The following is a 23,906-nucleotide window of genomic DNA, read 5'->3' on the forward strand; positions in this document are numbered from 1 at the left end:
CTAGCCACTCGTCCCTTGACAGGGGTTCGTCGCTGCCTAATATCAGCACTCGCTCATGTTGAGTGCTAACAACAGCGGCACCAACGTAACGTTTCGTTGTTTTACCGAGAGGAGTTCACAGGAATGAGTCTGCGTCCGTTGCATGATCGCGTGATCGTCAAGCGCGTCGAGGAAGAGACCAAGACTGCGGGTGGTATCGTCCTGCCGGGCAATGCAGCCGAGAAGCCGTCCCGTGGCACCGTGCTGGCCGTCGGCCGCGGCAAGATCCTTGAGAACGGCGATGTCCGTCCGCTCGACGTCAAGGTTGGCGACCACGTTCTGTTCGGCAAGTACTCCGGCAGCGAAGTGAAGGTCGATGGTGACGACGTCCTCGTGATGCGCGAAGACGAGATCATGGCCGTCATCGAGAAGTAAGCCGGCCCCCGCCGCATTCTCCCTTTAAGTTCAGCTACACACAGAATTCCAGAGGTTTCAGAAGCATGGCTGCAAAAGACGTGAAGTTCGGTGATGACGCCCGCGTACGCATGGTGCGTGGCATCAACACGCTGGCGAATGCGGTCAAGGTCACGCTGGGTCCGAAGGGCCGCAACGTGGTCCTCGACAAGGCTTTCGGTGCGCCGACCGTGACCAAGGACGGCGTCTCCGTCGCCAAGGAAATCGAGCTTCAGGACAAGTTCGAGAACATGGGCGCGCAGATGGTCAAGGAAGTCTCCTCGAAGACCTCCGACATCGCCGGCGACGGTACCACCACCGCCACCGTGCTGGCCCAGGCCATCGTCCGCGAAGGCATGAAGTCGGTCACCGCCGGCATGAACCCGATGGACCTCAAGCGCGGCATCGACAAGGCGGTCACCGCCGCCGTCGCCGAGCTGGCCAAGCTGTCCAAGCCCTGCGCCGACGACAAGGCCATCGCCCAGGTCGGCACCATCTCGGCGAACGCCGATGACCACATCGGCCGCATCATCGCCGACGCGATGGCGAAGGTCGGCAAGGAAGGCGTCATCACCGTCGAGGACGGTTCGGGCCTGGAGAACCAGCTCGATGTCGTCGAAGGCATGCAGTTCGACCGCGGCTACCTGTCGCCGTACTTCATCAACAACCAGCAGTCGATGGCTGCGGAGCTGGAAAGCCCGTACATCCTGCTGTGCGACAAGAAGATCTCGAACATCCGCGATCTGCTGCCGGTGCTCGAAGGCGTCGCCAAGGCCGGCAAGCCGCTGCTGATCGTTGCCGAGGACGTCGAGGGTGAGGCGCTGGCGACGCTGGTCGTCAACACCATCCGCGGCATCGTCAAGGTTGCCGCCGTCAAGGCCCCGGGCTTCGGCGATCGCCGCAAGGCCATGCTGCAGGACATCGCCATCCTCACCGGTGGTCAGGTGATCTCCGAGGAAGTCGGCCTGACGCTGGAGAAGGCCTCGCTGGCTGATCTCGGCACCGCCAAGAAGGTCATCGTCGCCAAGGAAAACACCACGATCATCGACGGCGCCGGCTCCGAGGCCGAGATCAAGGCCCGCGTCGAGCAGATCCGCGTGCAGATCCAGGAAGCGACCTCCGACTACGATCGCGAGAAGCTGCAGGAGCGCGTCGCCAAGCTCGCCGGCGGTGTCGCCGTGATCAAGGTCGGTGCTGCGACTGAAGTCGAAATGAAGGAAAAGAAGGCCCGCGTCGAAGACGCCCTGCACGCCACCCGTGCGGCGGTCGAGGAAGGCGTGGTCCCCGGCGGTGGCGTCGCGCTGATCCGCGCGCTGCAGGCGATCAACAGCCTCAAGGGCGACAACCACGACCAGGACGTCGGCATCGCCATCGCCCTGCGTTCGATGGAAGAGCCGCTGCGCCAGATCGTCGCCAATGCCGGTGAGGAGCCGTCCGTGGTCCTCAACAACGTTGCCGGCGGCAGCGGTAACTACGGCTACAACGCCGCCACCGGCGAGTACGGCGACATGATCGAGATGGGCATCCTCGATCCGACCAAGGTGACCCGCTCTGCGCTGCAGAACGCCGCCTCGGTTGCCGGCCTGCTGATCACCACCGAAGCCATGATCGCCGAGCTGCCGAAGAAGGAAGAGCCGGCCGCCGGTATGGGCGACATGGGCGGTATGGGTGGCATGGGCGGCATGGGCATGATGTAAGCCCGAGCCGTCCGGGCTGCGGCCCGACAGCTGGAAAGCCCCGCTTCGGCGGGGCTTTTTCTTTATGAGCGGGCGGCTGTGCGGCAACGCGCAGCGAGACGCCATACACGTGTGGAATACTCGCGGCGCGAGCCGGTGCGGGGACGCCGGGCAACGAGGTGAGATATGGGCAAGCTGATTTGGGCAGGCGCGGGATTGTCTGCCGCCGCACTGGCCGGCGTGGTCGGTGGTGCAGGCTGGGCCGGGCAGGAATCCGAGCGGCAATACCGCGCCTGGGTAGATGAGCTCAATCGCAGTCAGCCTGGCCTGCATGCGACGACCGAGCACTACAACCGCCACTGGTTCGGCGCCGAAGCCGTGACGCGTCTGGAGTGGCGCCCGCCGCTGGCCGCCGCTGACACGCCGCCGCTGGTGCTGCGCGCCGAGCACACCGTCAGTCACGGCCCGTTCACGCCGGCGCCCTGGATCAGCAGCGGCCGCTGGACGCCGCGCCTCGGTGCGATGCGCACCGTGCTGCGGCTGGAGCCGGGCAGTGCGCTGCGCAGCAGCGATGCCGAATTCGTTCAGCTCGGCTCGCTGATCGCCTTCGATGGCAGCAGCACCCACACCGTGGCAGTGGCGGCGATGCAGTATGTCGATCCGCTCAGCGGCGCCTCGCTGCAGCTCGACCCGATCGCCGGACGCTTCGATCTGTCGGCCGATACCCGTGCGCTGCGTGGTTCGTTCGGCGGCAATCGCCTGCGTCTGCAGTGGAACCAGCCGCCAGCGCCGGACACCGGCGAACCGGTGCCGGCCGAGCTCGTCGCCACCGATCTCGAAATGCAGGTTGATCAGCACAGCAGCAAATACGGTTTCTGGCCGGGCAGCAGTACGCTCGGTGCGGCGCGCGTGAGTTTCGGGCCGCAGCACGACGAAGCGGCGCAGACGGTGGCCGAGAAGGTGGCCATCCGCGTCGAGGCCAGTGGCGAGGATCAGCTCGACGTGCGCGAGGTGTTTTCCGCCGAGCGGCTGAACATCGCCGGCGCCGACTGGGGGCGCGCGGGCTTCACGCTCAGCGCCAAGCGTCTCGATGCCTCGGTGCTGGCGCAACTGCGCACCGAAATCATCGCCGGCGCGCTGGAGGCGCTCGACGACACCGAAACGCGTCAGCGTCTGCTGCAGCTCGGCCGCTCGCTGCTTGCCGGAGGTCCGCTGCTCGGCATCGAGGACATCGCCTTCAATCCACCGGGACAGGCACCGATCAGCGGCCATCTGCGCATCGGTCTGCGCGACCCGCAGGGCGACGATCTGCCGCTGCCGGTGTTCATGCAGCAGGTCGTCGACAGCCTCGACATGCTGTTCGATGCGCCGAGCATCCGCATCGGTGATTTCGAGCAGGAGGCGACGGAAGCCTTTGCGCTCGACGGTCTGCACCTGGCTGGCGTGCTGCAGCCGGGGGCGAGCAAGCTGGGAATGGACCTGCGTCTTGAGCACATGCGCGGACGCGGCGTCAGCGAAACGGGCATCACCGATGTCAGCGTGCGCGGACTCAAGGGCAACGGCGAGCAGGTGCGCGGCCCGAGCGGGTTGTTCGTCGGCACCGGTGAGTTCGCCGTCGACGGCATTCAGGGCAGCGTGCCGGGCGAGGAGGGCGCCAACGAGTTCGGCGTCGAGAAAATCAGCGTCGGCGTGACTTCCTCCGAGCAGGATGGCTACATCGGCTTCGATGAGCGCTTCTCGGTCGGCAACGTCACCAGTGCCGGCAAAGCGCTGGGCAACGGCGAACTGACGCTGTCGATGGCGCGCCTGCACGGGCCGACGCTGGTCAAGCTGCAAACCCAGGCCGATGCGATGACCGCCGCTGCGGCCGAGGGGCAGGAACCCGATGCGCAGGCGATCCTCGGCATCGTCAACGAACTGCTGTCGCATCGTCCGAGCGTGGCCTTGAAGAACGTGCAGGTGCACCTGACCGAGGTGCCGTCGCCGCTGTTGGCGGAGTTGACGCTGAACCTGCGCGCGCCAAATGACTGGGCCGCCAGCGACGCCGCCCTGCAGCTGCTCGACAATGCCCACGGCCGCATCGAGCTGCCGGAAGGCTTCCTGCGCCTGGCGCTGGCCGAGCAGGTCAAGCTGCAGCAGGAAATGCAGACGCAGCAGAACGACATGGAGCGGCGTCTCGGTGCGCCGGCTGCCGGCAAGGCGCAGAACTTCGAGCAGGCGATGCAGGCGACGCTCGATGCACAGCTCGACCCGCTGGTGCGCAGCGGCTGGATCTTCCGCAGCAACGGCAAGCTGTCGAGCGAGCTCGACTATCGCGATGGTCACCTGCAGCTCAATGGCGTCGAGCTGCCGCTCGATCAGATGCTGAGCGAGTGAGGCGAGGGGCGGCTGGCGGCGCGGCGGCGCAGCGACCAGACTGAAAGGTCCGAGCGCTTGCGCCGGTGGCCGCGACCGTGCCGCCGGCGGCTCGTCACGCCCAGGGAGGCACGATGAACGCTTTCGCCGAAGTCCTCGATACGCTGCCCGCCGTGCTGCGCCCCGCGCTCGCCGCGAGCTGGCAGGACTACTGCGACGCCTGCGCGCGCGAGGAGCTGCCCGCCTGGCCGGTCGAGCGTCTGCACGAGCTGGCGATGGTATGGGCGGCGAGTGAATTCGTCGCCGCCGCCTGCGTGCGCCGCCCGGCGATGCTGCATGAGCTGCTGACCGGCGGTGATCTCGACCATGCCTACGCACCGGGCCAGCTGCGTCAGCGTGTCGATGCCGCGCTCCTCGATGTCAGCAGCGAGGACGCGCTCGGTGTCGCGCTGCGCCGGCTGCGCCAGCGCGAGATGGTGCGCATCGCCTGGCGCGATCTCGGCGGTCTGGCGCCGACCGCGGCCACGCTCGGCGATCTGACCGACCTCGCCGATGCCTGCGTCGATGCCGCCCTCGGCCAGCTGCACGTCTGGGAGGTCGCCCGCCACGGCGAGCCGCGCGATGAGCACGGTCAGGCCCAGCGTCTGGTGGTGCTCGGCATGGGCAAGCTCGGCGGTCGCGAGCTGAACTATTCCTCGGACATCGACCTGATCTTCGCCTTCCCCGAGCACGGCGAAACCGATGGCCGGCGCAGCGTCAGCAATCAGGAGTTCTTTCTGCGCCTCGGCCAGCGGCTGATCCGCGCGCTCGACGCGCTGACCGCCGAAGGTTTTGTCTTTCGCGTTGACATGCGCCTGCGCCCGTTCGGTGACTCCGGGCCGCTGGTGGCGAGTTTCGGCGCCTTCGAAACCTACTACCAGACGCAGGGGCGCGAGTGGGAGCGCTACGCGCTGATCAAGGCGCGCGCCATCGCCGGTGACATCGCCGCCGGTGAGCAGCTGCTGGCGACGCTCGCTCCCTTCGTCTATCGCCGCTACCTCGACTTCGGTGCCTTCGAGGCCCTGCGTAAGCTCAAGGCGATGATCGCCGCCGAGGTCGAGCGCAAGGGTATGCAGGACAACGTCAAGCTCGGTCGCGGCGGCATCCGCGAGATCGAGTTCATCGGCCAGGCCTTCCAGCTGATCTACGGCGGCCGCGAGCCGGAACTGCGCGTGCGCGGCATCCTCGCCGTGCTCGAACGCCTGGCGCTGACCCGGCGTCTGCCCGAGGACGCCGTCGTCCACCTGCAGTACGCCTACGACTTCCTGCGCCGCACCGAGAACCGCATCCAGGCGCAGCGCGACCAGCAGACGCATGCACTGCCTGCCGACGAGCTGGCCCGCACCCGGCTCGCGCTGGCGATGGGCTTTGCCGACTGGGGCCGCTTCCGTGACACCCTCGACGGGCATCGCGACTACGTCGCCGGCCAGTTCCACGCGGTGTTCTCCGAACCCGAGGCGGTGACGGCCGCGGGGGAGGAGGTCGTCGATCTGGGGACGGTGTGGGCCGGGCAGGCCGGCGAGCTGGCCGCCGTCGAGGCCCTGCGCGGCGCCGGTTTCGACGATGCGCCGCAGGCGCTCGCCGCGCTCGAACGCCTGCGCGGCAGTTTTTCCTGCCGGGCGATGCGCGAGCAGGGGCGCGAGCGCCTCGACCGGCTGATGCCGCGCCTGCTGACGGCGCTCGGCAAGGTCGAACAGCCGAGCCGCACGCTCGATCGGCTGCTGCCGCTGCTGGAGGCCATCGCGCGGCGCTCGGTGTACCTGGCGCTGCTGTTCGAAAGCCCGGTTGCGCTCGATCAGCTGGTCACGCTGGCCAGCGCCAGTCCGCGCATCACCGAGCAGCTGACGCGCTTCCCGGTGCTGCTCGACGAGCTGCTCAATCCCGCCGCGCTCTATGCGCCACCGAACGCCGCGGCATTGCGCGCCGAGCTTGAGCGCATGCTGAGCCGGGTCGCCGCCGATGACTTCGAAAGCCAGCTGATCACGCTGCGCCAGTTCAAGCAGATCAACGTGCTGCGCGTCGCCGCCGCCGACATCAGCGGCGCGCTGCCGCTGATGGTGGTCAGCGACCACCTGACGATGATCGCCGAGCGGCTGCTGGCGCGCGCGCTGGAGCTGGCCTGGGCCGATACCGTCGCCCGCCACGGCCATCCGCGCTGCCGTGTCGACGGCGTCGAGCGCACCGCCGGCTTCGCCATCATTGCCTACGGCAAGCTCGGCGGCATTGAGCTCGGCTACGGCTCCGACCTCGATCTGGTGTTCCTGCACGATTCGAGCGGCGAGGAGCAGCAGACCGACGGCGCACGCGTGCTCGACAATCCGAGCTTCTTCGCCCGCCTCGGCCAGCGCCTGATCCACATCCTCAGCGCGCCGACGCCGGCCGGCATCCTCTATGAAGTCGACACCCGCCTGCGCCCGAGCGGGCGTGCCGGCATGCTGGTCGCCAACGTCGAGGCCTTTGCCGACTACCAGCGCCGCGATGCCTGGACCTGGGAGCATCAGGCGCTGGTGCGCGCGCGGCCGGTGGCCGGCGATGCTGCCATCGGCGCCCGCTTCATCGCGATCCGCCAGGAAATCCTCGCCCGGCCGCGCGACCCGCTCGAACTCAGGCGCGAGGTGCGCGAGATGCGCGAGCGCATGCGCAGCGAACACGGCTCGCGGCGCGCCGACGAGTTCCACCTCAAGCAGGACCGCGGCGGCATGGCCGACATCGAGTTCATCGTCCAGTACCTGCTGCTGGCGCACAGCCGCGAAGAACCGATTCTCGCCCGCTTCACCGACAACGTCCGCCAGCTCGCCGCGCTGGAGGCGACCGGCATTCTCAGCTCCAGCGACGCCAACCTGCTGCGCGACGCCTACCGCCGGCTGCGCCGCCGCTCGCACATCGCCAAGTTGCGCGACGAACCCTCGGTGATCCACGGCGACGAACTCAAGGAATACCGCGAAGGCGCCGCCGCGCTGTGGCGGCGCCTGATGGAGGATTGACGGCATGGACGGGGCAAGGGCGTGTCCGCGGCGCCTGGCCTTGCTGATCGATGCCGAAAACGTGCACGAAACGGGTTGTCTGCGTGGTCTGTTCGCAGCACTTGCCCGCCATGGCGATGTGCGCATCCGCCGCGCCTACGGCGACTGGAGTGGCGAGCGGCTGCGCCATTGGCGCGAATACCTGGCGCAGCATGCAATCCAGGCCGTGCAGGTGTTCCCGACGGTCAACAGCAAGAATGCCGCCGACATTGCTCTGGTCATCGACGCGATGGACGTGTTGCATGCCGGTCGTGTCGACGGTTTCTGTCTGCTGGCCAGCGACAGCGACTACACCCGCCTGGCCGTGCGGCTGCGCGAGGCCGGGCAGTTCGTCCTCGTCGCTGGTCGCGACAATACCCCGCAGGCCTTGCGTAAGGCCGCTGATCTGTTTCTGGCCATTGAGCCGCTGGACGACACGCCGCGCGTGGCGGTACCCGTGCCGACGACAGATGTCGTGGCGGAGGTGAAGGGGGACATCAAGTCCGCAGCTCTTCTCCAGCGTGACCCGCTGCCGCTGCTGCACAAAGCGCTGCAGGATGGCAGCTGGGTGGCTTTGTCCTCACTCGGCCAGGTTTTGCGCAAGCTTGAGCCGGGGTTTGATGTCGCTCACTACGGGTTTTCGACGTTGACGGCCCTGGTTTGTGCGTGTGAGCAGACGGTTGAGCGTCGTACCGAGTCGGGAGGTCATCTGAGCGTGCGTCTGCGCGGGCGGCAGGGCGATGCGGCGATGCTGCTGCGTCAGGCGCTGACGCCGGGAGTGTGGCTGACGTTGTCGGCAGTGGGGATAGCGCTGCGCAAGGTCGACCCGGCGTTCAACGTCAAGCGCTACGGACATGCGCAGTTGCAGAAGCTCCTGCTGGCGCACCCGCAGCTGATCGAGTGTCGCCGGGCGGTTGACTCGGGTGCGGTTCAGCAGATTCGTCTGCGGGCTTGAGGCGGGCCGATGCTGCAGCGCGCGTACCCCCTCCCTATGCTTTGTGGTGAAATAGTCAATCTTTGCCGCACCCGCTGGCCCATGGATGCCGGGTGCGGGTCCCCCGTTTGATAGGAGTATGCGAAATGTCGATGGCTGACCGTGATGGCGTGATCTGGCTGGATGGCGAACTGGTGCCGTGGCGCGAGGCCAAGGTCCACGTCCTCACCCACACGCTGCACTACGGTCTCGGTGTCTTCGAAGGCGTGCGCGCCTACGAGACCGATCGCGGCACGGCGATCTTCCGTCTCGATGCCCACACCGATCGTCTGTTCAACTCGGCCAAGATCTTCAGCATGCCGATGCCGTTCGACAAGGCGACGCTGAGCGAGGCGCAGCGCACCGTGGTGCGCGAGAACAAGCTCAGCAGCTGCTATCTGCGGCCGATGTGCTTCTACGGCTCCGAGGGCATGGGCCTGCGCGCCGACAATCTCAAGGTGCACGTGATGGTCGCCGCCTGGCCGTGGGGTGCCTACCTCGGTGCCGAGGCGATGGAGCGCGGCATTCGCATCCGCGTGTCCTCGTTCACCCGCCATCACGTCAACATCACGATGACGCGCGCCAAGTCCAACGGCACCTACATCAACTCGATGCTGGCGCTGCAGGAAGCGCTGCGCGACGGCTACGACGAAGCGCTGCTGCTCGACCCGGAGGGCTACGTCGCCGAGGGTTCGGGCGAGAACTTCTTCATGGTCAAGAACGGCGTCATCTATACGCCGGAGCTGACCTCCTGCCTCGAAGGCATCACCCGCGACAGCATCATGCGCATCGCCCGCGAGCTCGGCTTCGAGCTGCGTGAAAAGCGCATCACCCGCGACGAGGTCTACATCGCCGACGAGGCCTTCTTCACCGGCACCGCCGCCGAGGTGACGCCGATCCGCGAACTCGACGGCCGCACCATCGGCGAGGGCCGCCGCGGCCCGCTCACCGAGAAGCTGCAGAAGGCCTTCTTCGACGTCGTTCACGGCCGTAGCGAAGCGCATCTGGACTGGCTGGCGCTGGTCTGATCCGCCCCGAGAACCGACACCCCTGATTTCGACCACCCGCACGGAGAGACCGCTCGTGAGCGCCCAGACCCAGGCCAACGCCAAGAAGACCTACGAAGTCACCCGCAAGGATCTGCCGCTGTCCTGCCCGATGCCGGGCATGGCGATCTGGAACTCGCATCCGAAGGTCTACCTGGAGATCGAGGTCAAGGGTCACGCCAAGTGCCCGTACTGTGGCGCCGAGTACATCCTCAAGGACTGAGGCCGTGGACTTCGCCGGCACACTGGCTGCGCACGCCGAGGTCATCGCCGGCCTGGCGGCGTTCGACGCGAGGCTGGAGCGTCTCATCGAACGCATGCGGGCGACGCTCGCTGCCGGCGGGCGCATTTTCTGGGCCGGCAACGGCGGCAGCGCCGCCGACTGCCAGCACCTCGCCGCCGAGCTGGTGGTGCGCTACCGGCTCAACCGCCGGGCGCTGGCCTCGATTGCGCTGACCACCGATACCTCGATCCTTACCGCACACGCCAACGATTTCGGCTTCGAGACGGTCTTCGCCCGTCAGCTCGAAGCGCTGGGCCGGCCCGGCGATCTGCTGATGGCGATTTCCACTTCCGGCACCAGCCCGAACATCCTCGCCGTGGCGCAGGCGGCGCGGTCGCTCGGTGTCTACTGCGTCGGCTGGACCGGTGCCAGCGGTGGCCGCCTCATCGAGCTGGCCGATGAGTGCCTGTGCGTGCCTTCGAACGTGACCGCGCGCATCCAGGAGGCCCATATCCTGATCGGCCACTGGTTGTGCGAACGGCTTGAGACGACGCTGGACACCTCCGCCGCATAGCGGGCCGTCGTGCCGCTCCGGCCATGGCTGGATTGGTTGTGGCCGTGATGAAGGCGCCGGGCCCGTCAGCGCCGGCCTGCCGATGCCATCGGCAGGCGGCCCGCACCACCTGGTGCGGGCGTCGAGCGCTTGGGCGTGAACTGTTCTGCACACCCGTCACGCAGTGCTGCGACGTTGCCGGCGGAGAGTGCCTATTCTCCAGCTGACGGTTTGCTGATTTCGCATCGCCTGAACCCCAACAGGCGGGAGGACCGTGTCGCATGAACCGCCATATCAGCTTGCCTGATTTCACCCGGGCCCGAGTGCTGGTCGCCGGCGATCTGATGCTCGATCGCTACTGGAGCGGGGCGACGCGGCGCATCTCGCCGGAGGCGCCGGTGCCGGTGGTGCACGTCGCCGGCAGCGAGGACCGCCCGGGCGGCGCCGGCAATGTCGCCCTCAACATCGCCGCGCTCGGCGGCTGGGTCACCGTGCTCGGTCTGGTCGGTGCCGATGCCGCCGCCGCCGTGCTGCGCGAACATCTGGAGGCCGCCGGCGTCGGCTGCCGCTTCATCGAGGTGGAGGGCGCGGCGACGATCACCAAACTGCGCGTGCTCTCCCGCCACCAGCAGTTGCTGCGCCTCGATTTCGAGGATGGCTTTGCCGCTGCCGAGCCGGCCAGACTCACCGAGGCGCTGGCCCGCGAGCTGCCCGGCGCCGGCATGCTGGTGCTGTCGGACTACGCCAAAGGCGCGCTGCAGGACGTCGCCCGGCTGATCGATGCCGCCCGTGTCGGCGGCGTGCCGGTGCTGGTCGATCCCAAGGGTGAGGATTTCCGTCGCTACCGCGGCGCCACGCTGCTGACGCCGAACGAAAGCGAATTCACCGCCGTCGTCGGCCCCTGGCGCGACGAGTCCGAGCTGGTGAGCAAGGCGCGCCGGCTGTGTGCCGACTGCGGTGTTGCCCAGCTGCTGATCACGCGCAGCGAGCGCGGCATGACGCTGGTCGACGCCGCCAGCGGTCTCGCCCAGCACATGCCGACGCGCGCCCGCGAGGTGTTCGACGTCACCGGCGCCGGCGATACCGTCATTGCCACGCTGGCCGCGGCGCTGGCCGCCGGCATGCCGCTGGCCGATGCCGTACCGCTTGCCAACCTCGCCGCCGGCATCGCCGTCGGCAAACTCGGCACGGCGACCGTCAGCGTCGAGGAGCTCGCCGGCGCGCTGCTCCCCGAGCGCGTCGCCGCCGCTGGCATTGTCGATGTCGAGGCTCTGCTCGCTGAGCTGGCGATTGCGCGCGCACACGGCGAGCGCGTGGTGATGACCAACGGTTGCTTCGACCTGCTGCACGCCGGCCACGTGCATTACCTCACCGAGGCCGCGGCGCTCGGCGATCGCCTGGTCGTCGCCGTCAACGACGACGCTTCGGTGGCGCGGCTCAAAGGCGAGGAGCGGCCGATCAATCCGCTGATCGACCGCATGCAGGTGCTCGCGGCGCTGCGTGCCGTCGACTGGGTGGTGTCGTTCGCCGAAGACACGCCGCGCGAGCTGATCGCCCGTGTGCTGCCCGACGTGCTGGTCAAGGGCGGCGACTACCGTCCCGAGGAGATCGCCGGCGCCGCCGAGGTGCTCGCCAACGGCGGCGAGGTCTGCGTACTCGGCTATCTCGACGGTCATTCGACGACGGCGACGGTGGCGAGGATCCGCTGCAGCTGAACGGCAGGGCGCCGCGCCCATGCAACGTTACCGCGGGCCTCGCCGGGCACAGATGTCCTTCACCGGCCTGTTGCTGCGGGCGCTGATCGTCGTCGCGGCCGGCAGCGGGTTCTGGCTCGCCCGTGAGCGTTTGCCCGAAGTGCTGGCGCGACTGATGCCGGCCGCGCCGTTGCCGTTCTCCGTCGCGCCGCCGGCGAGTAACAGCCCGGCCATGGGGCCGGCGCCGTCGGCAAGCATTGCACCGACAGCGCGCGATAACGACATCGCGACCGTGCCGCCTGCCGTGCCCGCCCGGCGTCATGACGAAGTGCTGGCGCGCCTCGTCGACACCTGCACCTACTGGCAGCGCGAGGCGGCCGTGCAGCGGAATGCTGCGGTGTTCCGTGACGAGGCCTGCTAGCAGGCGCGCCGCTATGCCAGCGAAACCGGCATCCGCCTGGCGCTGCCGCCGGCCCCGGCGCGTGGCGATGCCCGCGTGGTCTGGTCGGCCCCGGCGCCGGGCACGGCGGCCCCTGCGGTCTACATCGACGACTGCAGCCGCATGGGCCCCGGCAGCATCGCCTACCGCGAATGCCGCGGACGCGAGCATCAGCGTCTGGTCGACGGGTGCCGCACCTTGCGTCGCAGCAGCGACCGCCAGCAGGGCGAGGCGTTCGTGCGCCAGTCGGCGCTGCGCGACGAGGTCTGCCTCGCCGCCGATCACTACCGGGTGATGCGCTGAACCGCTGCGGTCTGCCCGGTGGCGGCTCCCGTTTCCCGCGCCTGATGACGATTTTTACCGCGGACACAACGCCCGCCCGTCGCGGTAAGTCTGGTGTAAGCGAGTGCGGCCAGCATGCCGCGGCCGATCCGCATGCCCGTCGAGGCGGTCGCGGACGGCGGCGGAGTGCCGTGGCGCGGCGGTTGACTCCGGCCCGTGCCCTGCGCGTGCGGAGTCGCTGCCTCCATGTCTGTGCTTCGTCTGTCGATGATCGTCGCCTCGCTGGCGCGCGGCGGCATCGGGCGTACCGTGGTCACGCTGGCCAACGGGCTGGCGGCCAGCGGCGTGCTGGTCGATCTGCTGGTCGCCGATGGCGACAGCCCCTACATGAACATGCTGACCGATGGCGTGCAGATCCTGCCGATTCCGACCACGCACCTGCTGTTCGGCCTGCCGACCTTGGTGCGCTACCTGCGCCGGGTGCGACCGCAGGCGCTGCTGACGCACATCGAGCGCATCGACGCGCTGGCGCTGCGCGCGCGGGCGCTGTCCGGTGTGCGCGTGCCGGTGTTCTCGACACTGCACACGCACCTCGGCCGTTTTCTCGGCCAGCTGAAGCCGGCCAAGCGCGAAGCGCACCTGAAGCTGATGCGCCTGGCCTATCCGCGCAATGACGGTCTGATCTCGGTTTCGGCGCCGGTGGCCGAGGATGCCGCCGCGCTGCTCGGCCTGCCGAGCTCACGCTTCGACGTCATTCACAACCCGATCGCCAGCGCGAGCCTGCAGGCGCGCGCCGGCGAAGACCCCGGCCATCCGTGGCTGGCCGCCGGCGAGCCGCCGGTGCTGCTGGCGGTTGGCCGGCTGGAGACGGTCAAGGATTTTCCGACCTTGCTCGACGCTCACGCCCGGCTGCGCCGCGACCGTCCCTGTCGGCTGCTGATCCTCGGCGAAGGCTCGCAGCGGCGGGCGCTGCAGGCGCAGGCCGAGCGCCTCGGCACCGCGGCGGACGTGCAGCTGCCGGGCTTCGTCGCCAATCCCTACGCCTACATGAGCCGCGCGGCGGTGCTGGTGTCGAGTTCGTTGTGGGAAGGCTTCGGCAACGTGCTGGTCGAGGCGATGGCCTGCGGCACGCCGGTGGTGGCCACAGACTGCCCGGGCGGCCCGGCCGGCATCCTCGAAAACGGCCGCCACGGCCGGCTGGTCGCGGTCGGTGATGCGCGGGCACTGGCCGATGCGGTCACCGACACGCTGGCCGCACCGCTGCCGGCCGCCCAGCTGCAGGCCGCCGCCGCCCGCTACGACGTTGCCCGCAGCGTCGCCCACTACCGCAGCCGGCTCGGGTTGTGAGCGGGGCGGCCGCGATGGGTTATCGGCTCGAACGCATCGCTATCCTGCTGACCTCCTTCGGTGATGGCGGCGTCGAGCGCATGCTGGTCAATCTCGCCCGCGGCTTCGCCGGGCACGGCATCGGCGTCGATTTCTACGTGCGCGAGCGTGCGCGGCCGTACCTCGACCAGCTCGGTGACGGCGTGCGCCTGATCGAACTCGGCGGTGACGGCGCCGGGCTTGGCCGCGCGCTGCTCAGTGCGCTGCAGCAGCAGCGGCCGGACGTGCTGATGTCGGCCAAGGGCGGGGACGACGAGCTGGCGATCGCCGCGCGGCGGGCGCTCGGCGCGCCGCCGCGGCTGTTCCTGCGCTGCGGTACCAATATTCCCGGCCGGCTGACGGCGCGGCGCGCCAATCCGCTGCGCCGCTGGCTGGCCTATCGCGGCATCCGCGCGGTGTTCGGCCAGGCCGACGGCATCATCTGCGTTTCGCAGGGGGTGGCCGACGATCTGGCGCCGGTGATCCGCTGGCCGCGCTCGCGCCTGCACGTGCTGCCGAATCCGGTGCTGACGCCGCAGCTCGAACGGCAGGCGGCCGAAGTACCGCTGCATCCGTGGTTCCACGACGGCGGCGCACCGGTGCTGATCGGCATCGGCGGCCTGCGCCAGCAGAAAAACTTCGCGCTGCTGCTGCGCGCCTTCGCCCGCGTGCGGGCGCAGCGGCCCTGTCGCCTGCTGATCCTCGGCGAAGGCCGCCTGCGCGAGGATCTGCTGGCGCTGGCGGCGCGCCTCGGCATCGCCGGCGAGGTCGATCTGCCCGGTTTCGTCGACAATCCGTATGCCTGCCTGGCCCGCGCCGCGCTGTTCGTGCTGTCGTCGAGCTGGGAGGGCACCGCCAATGCGCTGATCGAGGCGCTGGCGGTCGGCACGCCGGCGGTGGCGACGGACTGCCCGTCCGGGCCGCGCGAAATCCTCGCCGGCGGTCGCTACGGACCGCTGGTGCCGGTCGGCGACGAGGCGGCGCTGACGGCGGCGATGCTGATGCGTCTGGCGCAGCCGCGCGACAGCGAACGCCTGCGTGCCACGGTGCGCGAGCGTTACTCCGAGGCCGCCAGCGTGCGCGCCTACCTCGACGCCTTCGCCGCCGGCTGCGGCGTTCAGTCGAGCTGATCGAAGCGGATCAGCTCGATGTCGGCGGCCTGCAGGCGGGCGCGCACCGCCGCGTCGGTGAGCAGGCGACGGTCGCTGGCGCGCATCGCCACGGTGCGCGGCGACTCGTCGATGTCGCTGTGTTCCGGGCCGGGATGAAAGCCGAGTTCCACGCTGCCGGTGGGCAGGCAGTCGAGCAGGCGCAGCAGGCGCGCCACTGAGTCGCGCTCGCGTGGCAGCACCCGCGTGAACGAGGCTTTGTATTGCGGCGTGCGCACGCCGTAGCGCGCGAGCACTGCCCGTGCCGCGCGCTGCCAGAGGCTTTCCGGCAGCAGGCGCAGATTCTTCGACAGACGATGCAGCGCCTGGCCGCTGCCCGGCGTGGCGCGGAACGGCCCGTAGTTGCTGCGCGCGGCGCGGATGCCGTGGCGGCGTGCGCTGTGCGCCAGCGCCCACAGCGCCAGCGGCAGATTGGCGATGTGCTGGTGGCTGTCGAGGTGCGTCGGCGTCACGCCGAGCGCGCGCGCCTGCTCGATCTGCGCATCGAACTCGCGCAGCAGCTGCGCCCGCAGCGCCGCCGTGCCGCAACCGCGCAGCTTCGGCGCCAGCTGCGCGCGGTCGAGGAAGCGGCCGTCGGCAGCGAGCAGATCCGGCAGCGCCGCCGGCGCGCTGAGCGGCGCGCCGAGCGTCAGGTTCAGATGCACACCGATCCCCAGCCGTGGCCAGTCGCGCGCCTGCGCCACGGCATCGGCCGCCGCCGGCATATTGCTCATCAGCGTGGTGCTGCTGATCACCCCGGCCGCGTGCGCCTGCAGAATCGCGGCACTGATGCCGGGGCTCAGGCCAAAGTCATCGGCATTGCAGATCAGGCGGGTGCGGGCGGGCATGGGGGCTCTCTGCGGCGCGATCGGAGGCGCGGCCGCCAGTGTGCGCTTCGGCAGTGCGCTGTGGCAGCGTCCGTTGCGCGGCGGTTTTAACGCCAGCGCAGGGCGGTCGGTGGCGGGCGGAGCAGGCTTGTCATGCACGGCATTTGCTCAAGTGAGGATGCGCATAGACCGCACCCCGCGGGCTTGGGTATGACTCGCCGGTCATCGAATCGGTTTATGAGGTGGCTGCATGTCCGGCAGGCCGCGAAAGCCCTTGTTCCCCTGGCGCAAGTGGGGGCACCGACCTAATGACGTGCGCTTGGTCGATGTCTTTCCGTCCGATCCGACTCCGTACCAGTTCGGTGAAAAGCTGCTGGAGGCGGTGAATACGGCGGCGAGCACGGTGGCCACGCTGCATGTCGCCTTCATGGCACTGAGCGCCTATCTGGCGGTGACGGTGTGGAGCACCACGCACCTCGACCTGCTGAAGGAAAGCCCGGTGCGCCTGCCGCTGATCGACGTGCAGGTCGATTTGGTCAGCTTTTATACGGTGGCGCCGTGGCTGTACTGCCTGGTGCACCTCAACCTGCTGATCCAGCTCAACCTGCTGGCGCGCAAGGTCTGGGCGTTGGCCAAGGCGGATGATTACCCGCGCCTGGTCGAGCGGCTGCACGTATTTCCGTTTGCCCATTACCTGCTGCATCAGACCCACCCCTGGCTGCGACCGCTGCTGGCGGTCGCGGTGTTCGCCAGCGTGATCGGCGTACCGCTGCTGCTGTTGCTGTACGTGCAGATCAAGTTCCTCGCCTACCACTCGGAGGCAGTGACCTGGGCACAGCGCTTGGCGGTGTGGACCGATGTCGCGCTGGTGGTCTGGCTGTGGCCACTGATCGCGTCGCGCAGCGGGCATTTTCTCGATGGTTTTCGCCCTGAAGCCTGCAAGATCGGGATCACTGCGCCCTGGTTATCGACACTGTGTGCGTGCGGGCTGGCGCTGGTGAGCGGAGGCGGGGCCTTGGTGGCGTTGGTGCCGGCTACGGTGCCGGAGCCGTCGGCTGAAGCTGCTGATGGTGCTGTAGTGCTGGTCGACGCAGAGGGGTTTGAGGCCATGCTGGTGCGTTTCGTTGATCGCATCGGCGCATGTCGCCTGCTGGCGCGTGAGAGTGGCAAGGCGGCGTCCATTCCCAGGCAGCAGCTGGACAGATGTAAAGATATTGCTGCTTGGAGGGGGAGCGGTGTGCTGGGGCCGACTTTGTGGCCGACGGCGTGGTTATTTGATCCTCCCGTGCAGGAGTTGACTCAGGCTGGCGCAAGTGCTGCGCCGCTGATACCACGCCGTTATCTCGACCTGCATGACGAAGTCCTGCTGCAGGAACAGCCGTCGGCAGAAACGCGGCATGCGCTGAGCAAGGACATCCCAGGAGCCGTGAATGGCGCCGATAACGCGAGTGCAGAGCGTGTGGCGCCCGTTACTGAACGGCTCAGCGATACCTTGCGCAAAGTGGTGCCGCTGAAATTACAGCAGCGCGATTTGCGCGGAGCCCGTTTGGAGCGGGCGGTGTTGCCGCTGGTGGATCTGAACAGGGCAAAACTGCAGGGGGCGAGTCTTATCGAGGCACAACTGCAGGGGGCGAGTCTTTTGGGGGCGCAACTGCAGGGGGCGAGTCTTGACTGGGCGCACCTGCAGGGGGCGCGTCTTTTGGGGGCGCACCTGCAGGGGGCGAGTCTTTTGGGGGCGCACCTGCAGGGGGCGCGTCTTGAGGATGCGCAATTGCAGGGGGCGCGTCTTGACTGGGCGCACCTGCAGGGGGCGCGTCTTGATGTGGCGCAATTGCAGGGGGCGAGTCTTTTGGGGGCGCACCTGCAGGGGGCGAGTCTTGACGGGGCACAACTGCAGGGGGCGAGTCTTATCGAGGCACAACTGCAGGGGGCGAGTCTTTCGGGGGCGCACCTGCAGGGGGCGAGTCTTGATAGGGCGCAACTGCAGGGTGCTGATGTTGAATACGCTGCCATTGATGATGCCTTGCTGGCCGGCGTTGCATTGAATGGCAGTCAGGGCACCTTGTCGTCCGCCGTTAACAGTTTGCTCATCGAGCCCGATTGGACGCCGCTGACGACTACACAGGTGGGTGAGCTGTCAGCCGCTGTGCGTCCATATCTGCAGGACGCTGAGTACGCTCGGTTCGAGGCGCGCCTGCAGTGGGCGATGAAGCCGGACGGAGGCCGTTTCCAGGCTGCGAAGGAAAAGGCTGGTTGTCACGGCCCGCAACGCCTCGGTTGTACGGAATCGGAGGATTGGCTGCCGCTGCTGGTTGAGTGGACGTGCGCTGCCTCCAGATCAGCGCCGGTTCGCGACAGCATGATCGATAGCATTGCCCCAGTTTTTGGCGATGCCGAGTTGCCGCCGGTGGCGGGAACCCTTTCCGTGTCGGCTCTCGTCCAGGCCCTGCTCGACGCGAAAGGGCAGCAGCGCTGTCCGAGTTTTACTGACAAAGATGTCGAGCGTCTGCGCGAAGTAGCCAAGCGCAATCAGTCCAAGCCGCAAGCCGGCTCCAAGGCCCCCTGATCCGCCCGCTTCGATCTGCCGCCGCGTCTACTGCGGATCGAAGCGATAGCCGAACAGCTCGATGTCCGGCTTGAAGCGTTCGCCGATCAGTTCGGCGAGTTCGTCGCTGTAATAGCTGCGGTAGTCCTTCTTGCGGTCGGTGGCCTGGCGCTTGTGCGGCAGGGGCGGGGGCTGGATGCCGATGCGGCGGCAGGCTTCTTCGAAGTCGGCCTGCAGGTTTTCGGTGCGGCCGATGAAGTTGACCAGCAGCTTGCCGTGCAGGTCGATGCAGTAGTCGGATTGCAGCTCGATGCTGGTGTCGACGTGAAACTGGTAGGGGCGCTGCGGATCGAGCTTCCAGCGGATGAACTGCTCGAAGGTCTCGATGTGCGCCATCAGGTGCGGGCGCTCGCGGCGGATGTGATGAAACGAGCTGACCTGCAGATCCCAGGGATTGCGCACGAAGACGAACTTGAACAGCTGCGCGAACAGCTCGTGCGGCAGCATCTCCTGCGCGGCGATGATCTTCGAGTGGCGCGGGAACTTGATGCCGAGGCGGTGGCCGCTGAGTGCCGACAGCCGCGAGCAGAGGAACTGCGCGTAGAACCACGGATCGCGCAGGCGCAGCGGCCGCAGCGCATCGCGCACCGAGGTGCCGCCGGTCTTGGCGGTGTGGACGAACAGGAAGTTGTACTTCAGCGACAGCAGCATCGGGCTCTCCGTGCGCGAACTGGACGGCGCGCCATTGTCGGCGCGGCCTTGCGGGATTCAAAAGACCTGAAACAGCGCATCGACATGGCGGATGGTTATGGGCGGGGCGGGCCTGCTCAGGCGTCGAGCACCGGCAGCAGCACGCGCAGGTAGGCGGCGCTCGCGGCCTCCTGCGTGTACTCGCTGACGGCTGCCCGCAGGGTTGCGGCCGGCAGCGGCGCGGCGAGCGTCGCGGCCATCGCGTCGGCCAGCGCGGCATCGTCGCCGACCGCCACCAGCCGGCCAAAGCGGCCGCCGGCGAGCACTTCGCGCGGCCCGGACGGGCAGTCGGTGGCCACGCTCGGCGTGCCCAGCGCCAGTGCTTCGGTGAGCACGTTCGGCGAGCCTTCCCAGGCCGAGGACAGCACGAACAGCTGTGCGCGCGCCATCCACATATAGGGATTCGGTGTGAAGCCCGGCATCTCGACGTCGCAGGCGACGTGCAGCTCGGCGGCGAGCGCACTCAGCGCTGCGCGGCCGCGGCCCTCGCCGAGGATCACCAGCCGCGCCGGCTGCCGCGCGCGCAGGCGGGCGAAGGCGCGCAGCAGCGTCGGGAAGTCTTTCTGCTCGGTGAGGCGGCCGGCGCCGAGGATCAGCGGCACGTCGGGTACGTTGATCCACGGGTGGTCGAGTGGCTCCGCCGCCTGCGTGTTCAGCTGCGGCGTGATCACCGGATTGCGGATCACCGACAGCCGTGCGCGCGGCATGCCGCTGAGGTGCGCGGTGTCGTCGAGCACGCCCTGCGAAACCGCGACGATGTGGTCGACGTGGCGGTAGAACCAGCGCATCGGCGCCACCCGCAGCCAGCGGCTGAAGCCGGAGCGGCCTTCGAGCGCCGCCGACAGCGTGGTGCCGAGGCGACCGACCAGCCGGCAGTCGACGCCGGCGAGCCGGCGTGCCAGCACCGCGGCGCGGATCGCGCGGTCCTTGGCGGCGAGCAGCGCGCACGGGCGGGCGTGCTGCAGGTAGCGGGCGATCGCCGGCACCGCCAGCAGGCTGGAGCCGGCCTTGAGATCGAGCAGGCGCACGCCGTCCGGCAGCGCGCCGAGGTGCGCGCTGGCGGCGCGGATGGCGAGGATGTCGATCGCGATGCCGCGCGCGGCCAGCCCGGCGACCAGGTTGAGCACCATGCGCTCGACGCCGCCGGCACCGGAAAACGAGATCAGCACCGCCAGGCGCTTCATGGTGTGGGCTCCAGGCCGAGCGCCGCGGCGTAGGCGCGGGCGCTGGCCTCGACGCTGTAGGCGGCGGCAGCGGCGACCAGTTGTTCGCGCGCGGGCGGCGCATCGAGCAGGCCGGCCAGCGCGGCGGCCAGTGCGGCATCGTCGCCGACCGCTACCAGCGGGCCGTGGCGGCCGTCGGCCAGCACCTCGCGCGGACCGGACGGGCAGTCGCAGGCTACCGCCGGCGTGCCCAGCGCCAGCGCCTCGACCAGCACGATGCCGAGTCCTTCCCAGCGCGAGGTCAGCGCGAAGGCGGCGGCATGCGCCATCGCCGGGTAGGGATTGGCGATGAAGCCGGGCAGGGCGACGTCGGCAGCGACGCCGAGTTCGGCGGCCAGCGCTGCGAGCTGGCCGCGGCGGCGGCCTTCGCCGTAGATCAGCAGCCGGCACGGCCGCGTCGCGTGCAGCCGGGCGAAGGCGCGCAGCAGTGTGGCGAAGTCCTTGCGCTCGGAGAGCTCGCCGACACCGAGGATCACCGGCACCGCGCTGTCCAGCAGCCAGGGATGCGGCGGCGGCGCGGCGGCCAGTGCCTGCAGCTGCGGCGTCACCACCGGGTTCGGCACCACCTGGATGCGCGTGCGCGGCAGGCCGGCGAAGGCGGCGAAGTCCGCGGCGACGCCCTGCGAGGGCACCAGCACGCCATCGGCCCAGGCGTAGAAGGTGCGCATCGACCAGCGCTGCGTCAGCCGGTCGAACAGCGGGCGGCTGGCCAGATTGGTCGATACCGTGGTGCCGAGGCGCACGTAGCCGCGGGTGTCGCCGCCGGCCAGCCGCCGCGCCCACAGCGCGGTGCGGTTGACCTTGTCCTTGTCGGAGAGCAGCACGCGCGGGCGCTCGCGGCGGAGGTAGCGCACCAGCGCCGGCAGCGCCGGCAGCACGTGGTCGCGGCCGAGATCGATGCGGCGCACGCCGGCCGGCAGCGGATCGAGGCAGGGGCCGTGGCCGCGGATGCCGAGCAGGTCGATGCGCAGGCCGTGCGCGGCGAGCGCCGGCAGCAGGTTGGCGACGATGCGATCGACGCCGCTGTGCCCGGAGGTGGCGGCGAACAGCGCCAGATCCGGGCGGCTCATCGCGGCGTCTCCGCCAGCAGGCCGAAGGCGCGCAGATAGGCATCGCGCGAGCGCTCCAGCGTGTAGTCGGCGACCGCCGCGCGCAGCGTCGCCGCCGCTTGCGGCGCGGCGAGCACGCTGAGGATCGCCGCGCGCATCGCGGCGGCGTCGAACATCGGGATCAGCGGTCCGTAGCGGCCGCCGGCGAGGATCTCGCGTGGCCCGGACGGGCAGTCGGTGGCCACGCTCGGCGTGCCGCAGGCGAGCGCCTCGGTCAGCACGTTCGGCGAGCCCTCGCGCTCGGAAGACAGCACGAACACCGCGGCGCGGCTCATCCAGGCGTGGACGTTGTCGACGAAGCCGGGCAGCGCGAAGCGGTCGGCGATGCCGAGCTGCGCGGCCAGCGCGGTGAGCCGCGCGCGCTCCTTGCCTTCACCGAGAATCACCAGGCGCGCGGCGCGCTCGCGCATGACGCCGGCGGCGGCCTCGACCAGCAGCTCGAAATGCTTGACCGGCGCCAGGCTGCCGGCACCGAGGATCACCGGCGGCTGGCCGGCGGCGAACCACGGGTGGTCGAGCGGCGCGGCGGCGCGCGCGGCGAGGTCCGGCACCAGCGTCGGATTGCGGATCACCAGCACCTGCGCGCGCGGCAGGCCGGCCAGCTCGGCGACGTCGTCGGCAACGCCGTCGGAGACGCAGATCACGCCGTCGGCGGCGCGAAACTGCGCGCGGATGCGCCGCGCATGCCACCAGCGGCGCAGCGGATTGCGCGGCGACATCTTCGGCCGCGACGACAGATGAATGCCGCAGCGCAGGAACACCTGCGTGCCGCAGTCGGCCGCATCGCGCGCGATCAGCGCCAGCGCATCGTCCTTGCCCTTGGCCGACATCAGCACCGCCGGCCGTTCGCGGCGCAGGTAGTCGATGGTGGCGCGGCGCTGCGCCGGGCGTTCGGCCGGCAGGCGGATCAGCCTGACCGCCGGGTCGAGGCGTTCGAGGTAGGGCAGCTCGCCGGGACGGGTGAGAAAATCGGTGGCGAAACCGGCCTGGGCGAAACCGCCGGCGAGCGTCACCATCATTTTCTCGACGCCGCCGTCGCTGAAGCTCGGGATGTAGACGGCGATGCGGGCGCCCGGCGGTGTGCTGCTCATGCCAGGCCCAGCGCGTCGAGGTATGCGCTGGCGATGGTCGGCAGCGTGAAGCGCTGCGCCGCGGCCTTGAGCTCGGCCGCCGGCAGCGGTGCCGCCAGCGTCGCCGCCATCGCCGTCGCCAGCGCCCCGGCATCGCCGACCGGCACCAGCCGGCCGTAGCGACCGCCTTCGAGGATCTCGGCGGGGCCGTCCGGGCAGTCGGTCGAGACCACCGGCGTACCCAGCGCCAGCGCCTCGACCAGCACGTTGCCGAGCCCTTCCCAGGCCGAGGACATCACCAGCAGCCGCGCCTGCGCCATGTACGGGTACGGATTGACGGCGAAACCGGGCAACGCCACCTGCGCCTGCAGGCCGAGGCGGTCGATCTGCGCCTGCAGCTCGGCGCGCAGCTTGCCCTCGCCGAGGATCAGCAGCCGGTAGTCGGCGCCCTGCGCGCGCAGGCGGGCGAAGGCATCGAGCAGCGTCGGGAAGTCCTTCTGCGGCTCCAGCCGGCCGACACCGAGGATCACCGCCGGGCCGCCGTCGTGGAACCACGGGTGCTCCGGCGTCTGCGCCGCCTGTTCGCTGAGCCCCGGCGTCACCACCGGGTTGAAGATGATGCGCAGCCGCGCGCGTTCGAGGCCGAGCAGCTTTGCGGCGTCATCGGCCACGCCCTGCGAGATGGCGATCAGACCGTCGTTGCGCGGGTAGAAGCGGCGCATCTGCGCCAGCTGGCTGCGCGCCTTGCGCGGTGTCAGGCTGGCGAGCTGGGCGGTCTGGTTGGTGTTGAAGGTGCTGTAGACCGGCACTGCGACGCCGGCCAGCGCGCGCGCGCGCAGCACCATGGCATTGACCCGCGAGCGCTGGGTGAGCACCACGTCCGGGCGCTCGCGGCGCAGGTAGCGGGCGATGCGCGGCGCGCCGAACAGCGCATGCGAGGTGCGCACGTCGACGACGCGCACGCCGGGGCCGACCAGTTCGAGGTACGGGCTCTCGGTGCGGGCGAGCAGCAGATCGACGCGGATGCCGCGGCGGGCGAATTCATTGGCGAGGTGCACGCGCATCTTGCCGATGCCGCCGCGGGCAAGATCGGCAAGCACCATCGCGAGGCATTTGGCTTGGGCCATGGAAGGTTCGCTGAACGGCGAGAAGGCG

General features: G+C 69.3%; 20 protein-coding genes. 14 read left to right on the plus strand and 6 right to left on the minus strand.

Going from position 1 to position 23,906, the window contains the following annotated elements; genetic code table 11:
- Positions 1-123 precede the first annotated feature (123 nt).
- From groES to C7443_RS09380, 13 genes are all read left to right on the plus strand, one after another.
- Positions 124-414 carry a co-chaperone GroES gene (groES, locus tag C7443_RS09320; protein ID WP_110018320.1) on the plus strand — a complete coding sequence of 97 codons (291 nt, stop codon included), beginning with the start codon at positions 124-126 and terminating at the stop codon, positions 412-414.
- A 65-nt stretch (positions 415-479) separates the two neighbouring features.
- Complete coding sequence (gene groL / locus C7443_RS09325; protein WP_110018321.1) at positions 480-2,129, plus strand: chaperonin GroEL; 1,650 nt, start codon at positions 480-482, stop codon at positions 2,127-2,129.
- 165 nt (positions 2,130-2,294) lie between these two features.
- Entirely contained in the window at positions 2,295-4,484 is a 2,190-nt protein-coding gene (locus C7443_RS09330; RefSeq protein ID WP_110018322.1) for a DUF945 family protein, read from the plus strand.
- A 113-nt stretch (positions 4,485-4,597) separates the two neighbouring features.
- Positions 4,598-7,486: a bifunctional [glutamate--ammonia ligase]-adenylyl-L-tyrosine phosphorylase/[glutamate--ammonia-ligase] adenylyltransferase gene (gene glnE / locus C7443_RS09335; RefSeq protein ID WP_110018323.1), complete on the plus strand. Its 2,889-nt coding sequence runs from the start codon at positions 4,598-4,600 to the stop codon at positions 7,484-7,486.
- Positions 7,487-7,526: 40 nt separating this feature from the next.
- Complete coding sequence (locus C7443_RS09340; protein WP_170123559.1) at positions 7,527-8,459, plus strand: NYN domain-containing protein; 933 nt, start codon at positions 7,527-7,529, stop codon at positions 8,457-8,459.
- Positions 8,460-8,584: 125 nt separating this feature from the next.
- Entirely contained in the window at positions 8,585-9,505 is a 921-nt protein-coding gene (locus C7443_RS09345; protein WP_110018325.1) for a branched-chain amino acid transaminase, read from the plus strand.
- Positions 9,506-9,560: 55 nt separating this feature from the next.
- A complete protein-coding gene (locus tag C7443_RS20265; protein ID WP_211346187.1) occupies positions 9,561-9,746 on the plus strand; it encodes a zinc-finger domain-containing protein in 186 nt (61 codons plus the stop codon).
- A gap of 4 nt (positions 9,747-9,750) precedes the next feature.
- Positions 9,751-10,320, plus strand: a complete 570-nt coding sequence (locus tag C7443_RS09355; RefSeq protein ID WP_110018326.1) for a D-sedoheptulose-7-phosphate isomerase — start codon at positions 9,751-9,753, stop codon at positions 10,318-10,320.
- Positions 10,321-10,580: 260 nt separating this feature from the next.
- A complete protein-coding gene (gene hldE, locus C7443_RS09360) occupies positions 10,581-12,014 on the plus strand; it encodes a bifunctional D-glycero-beta-D-manno-heptose-7-phosphate kinase/D-glycero-beta-D-manno-heptose 1-phosphate adenylyltransferase HldE (protein WP_110018327.1) in 1,434 nt (477 codons plus the stop codon).
- Between the two features lie 52 nt (positions 12,015-12,066).
- A complete protein-coding gene (locus C7443_RS09365; protein ID WP_110018328.1) occupies positions 12,067-12,414 on the plus strand; it encodes a hypothetical protein in 348 nt (115 codons plus the stop codon).
- Positions 12,415-12,489: 75 nt separating this feature from the next.
- Positions 12,490-12,735 carry a hypothetical protein gene (locus tag C7443_RS09370; RefSeq protein WP_110018329.1) on the plus strand — a complete coding sequence of 82 codons (246 nt, stop codon included), beginning with the start codon at positions 12,490-12,492 and terminating at the stop codon, positions 12,733-12,735.
- Positions 12,736-12,960: 225 nt separating this feature from the next.
- Positions 12,961-14,061: a glycosyltransferase gene (locus tag C7443_RS09375; RefSeq protein ID WP_110018330.1), complete on the plus strand. Its 1,101-nt coding sequence runs from the start codon at positions 12,961-12,963 to the stop codon at positions 14,059-14,061.
- A 14-nt stretch (positions 14,062-14,075) separates the two neighbouring features.
- Positions 14,076-15,209: a glycosyltransferase gene (locus C7443_RS09380; RefSeq protein ID WP_110018331.1), complete on the plus strand. Its 1,134-nt coding sequence runs from the start codon at positions 14,076-14,078 to the stop codon at positions 15,207-15,209.
- Here C7443_RS09380 and C7443_RS09385 read toward each other — a convergent pair.
- Positions 15,197-16,075, minus strand: a complete 879-nt coding sequence (locus C7443_RS09385) for a carbohydrate deacetylase (protein WP_110018332.1) — start codon at positions 16,073-16,075, stop codon at positions 15,197-15,199. The genes C7443_RS09380 and C7443_RS09385 overlap by 13 nt on opposite strands.
- Before the next feature lie 298 nt (positions 16,076-16,373).
- On the opposite strand from C7443_RS09385, the gene C7443_RS09390 reads away from it, so the two are divergent.
- Positions 16,374-18,620: a pentapeptide repeat-containing protein gene (locus tag C7443_RS09390; protein WP_170123560.1), complete on the plus strand. Its 2,247-nt coding sequence runs from the start codon at positions 16,374-16,376 to the stop codon at positions 18,618-18,620.
- Positions 18,621-18,647: 27 nt separating this feature from the next.
- Here the strand turns inward: C7443_RS09390 and C7443_RS09395 are convergent, their stop codons facing one another.
- From C7443_RS09395 to C7443_RS09415, 5 genes are all read right to left on the minus strand, one after another.
- Entirely contained in the window at positions 18,648-19,310 is a 663-nt protein-coding gene (locus tag C7443_RS09395) for a sulfotransferase family 2 domain-containing protein (protein ID WP_110018334.1), read from the minus strand.
- Between the two features lie 116 nt (positions 19,311-19,426).
- Positions 19,427-20,533, minus strand: a complete 1,107-nt coding sequence (locus C7443_RS09400; RefSeq protein ID WP_110018335.1) for a glycosyltransferase — start codon at positions 20,531-20,533, stop codon at positions 19,427-19,429.
- Positions 20,530-21,642, minus strand: coding sequence for a glycosyltransferase (locus C7443_RS09405; protein WP_110018336.1), 1,113 nt, complete (start codon positions 21,640-21,642; stop codon positions 20,530-20,532). The genes C7443_RS09400 and C7443_RS09405 overlap by 4 nt, the downstream gene beginning before the upstream one ends.
- Positions 21,639-22,772 carry a glycosyltransferase gene (locus C7443_RS09410; protein ID WP_110018337.1) on the minus strand — a complete coding sequence of 378 codons (1,134 nt, stop codon included), beginning with the start codon at positions 22,770-22,772 and terminating at the stop codon, positions 21,639-21,641. Before C7443_RS09410 ends, C7443_RS09405 begins: the two co-directional genes overlap by 4 nt.
- Complete coding sequence (locus tag C7443_RS09415; protein WP_110018338.1) at positions 22,769-23,878, minus strand: glycosyltransferase; 1,110 nt, start codon at positions 23,876-23,878, stop codon at positions 22,769-22,771. Before C7443_RS09415 ends, C7443_RS09410 begins: the two co-directional genes overlap by 4 nt.
- Positions 23,879-23,906 lie beyond the last annotated feature (28 nt).

This window comes from Plasticicumulans acidivorans (assembly GCF_003182095.1).
Classification (GTDB): domain Bacteria; phylum Pseudomonadota; class Gammaproteobacteria; order Competibacterales; family Competibacteraceae; genus Plasticicumulans; species Plasticicumulans acidivorans.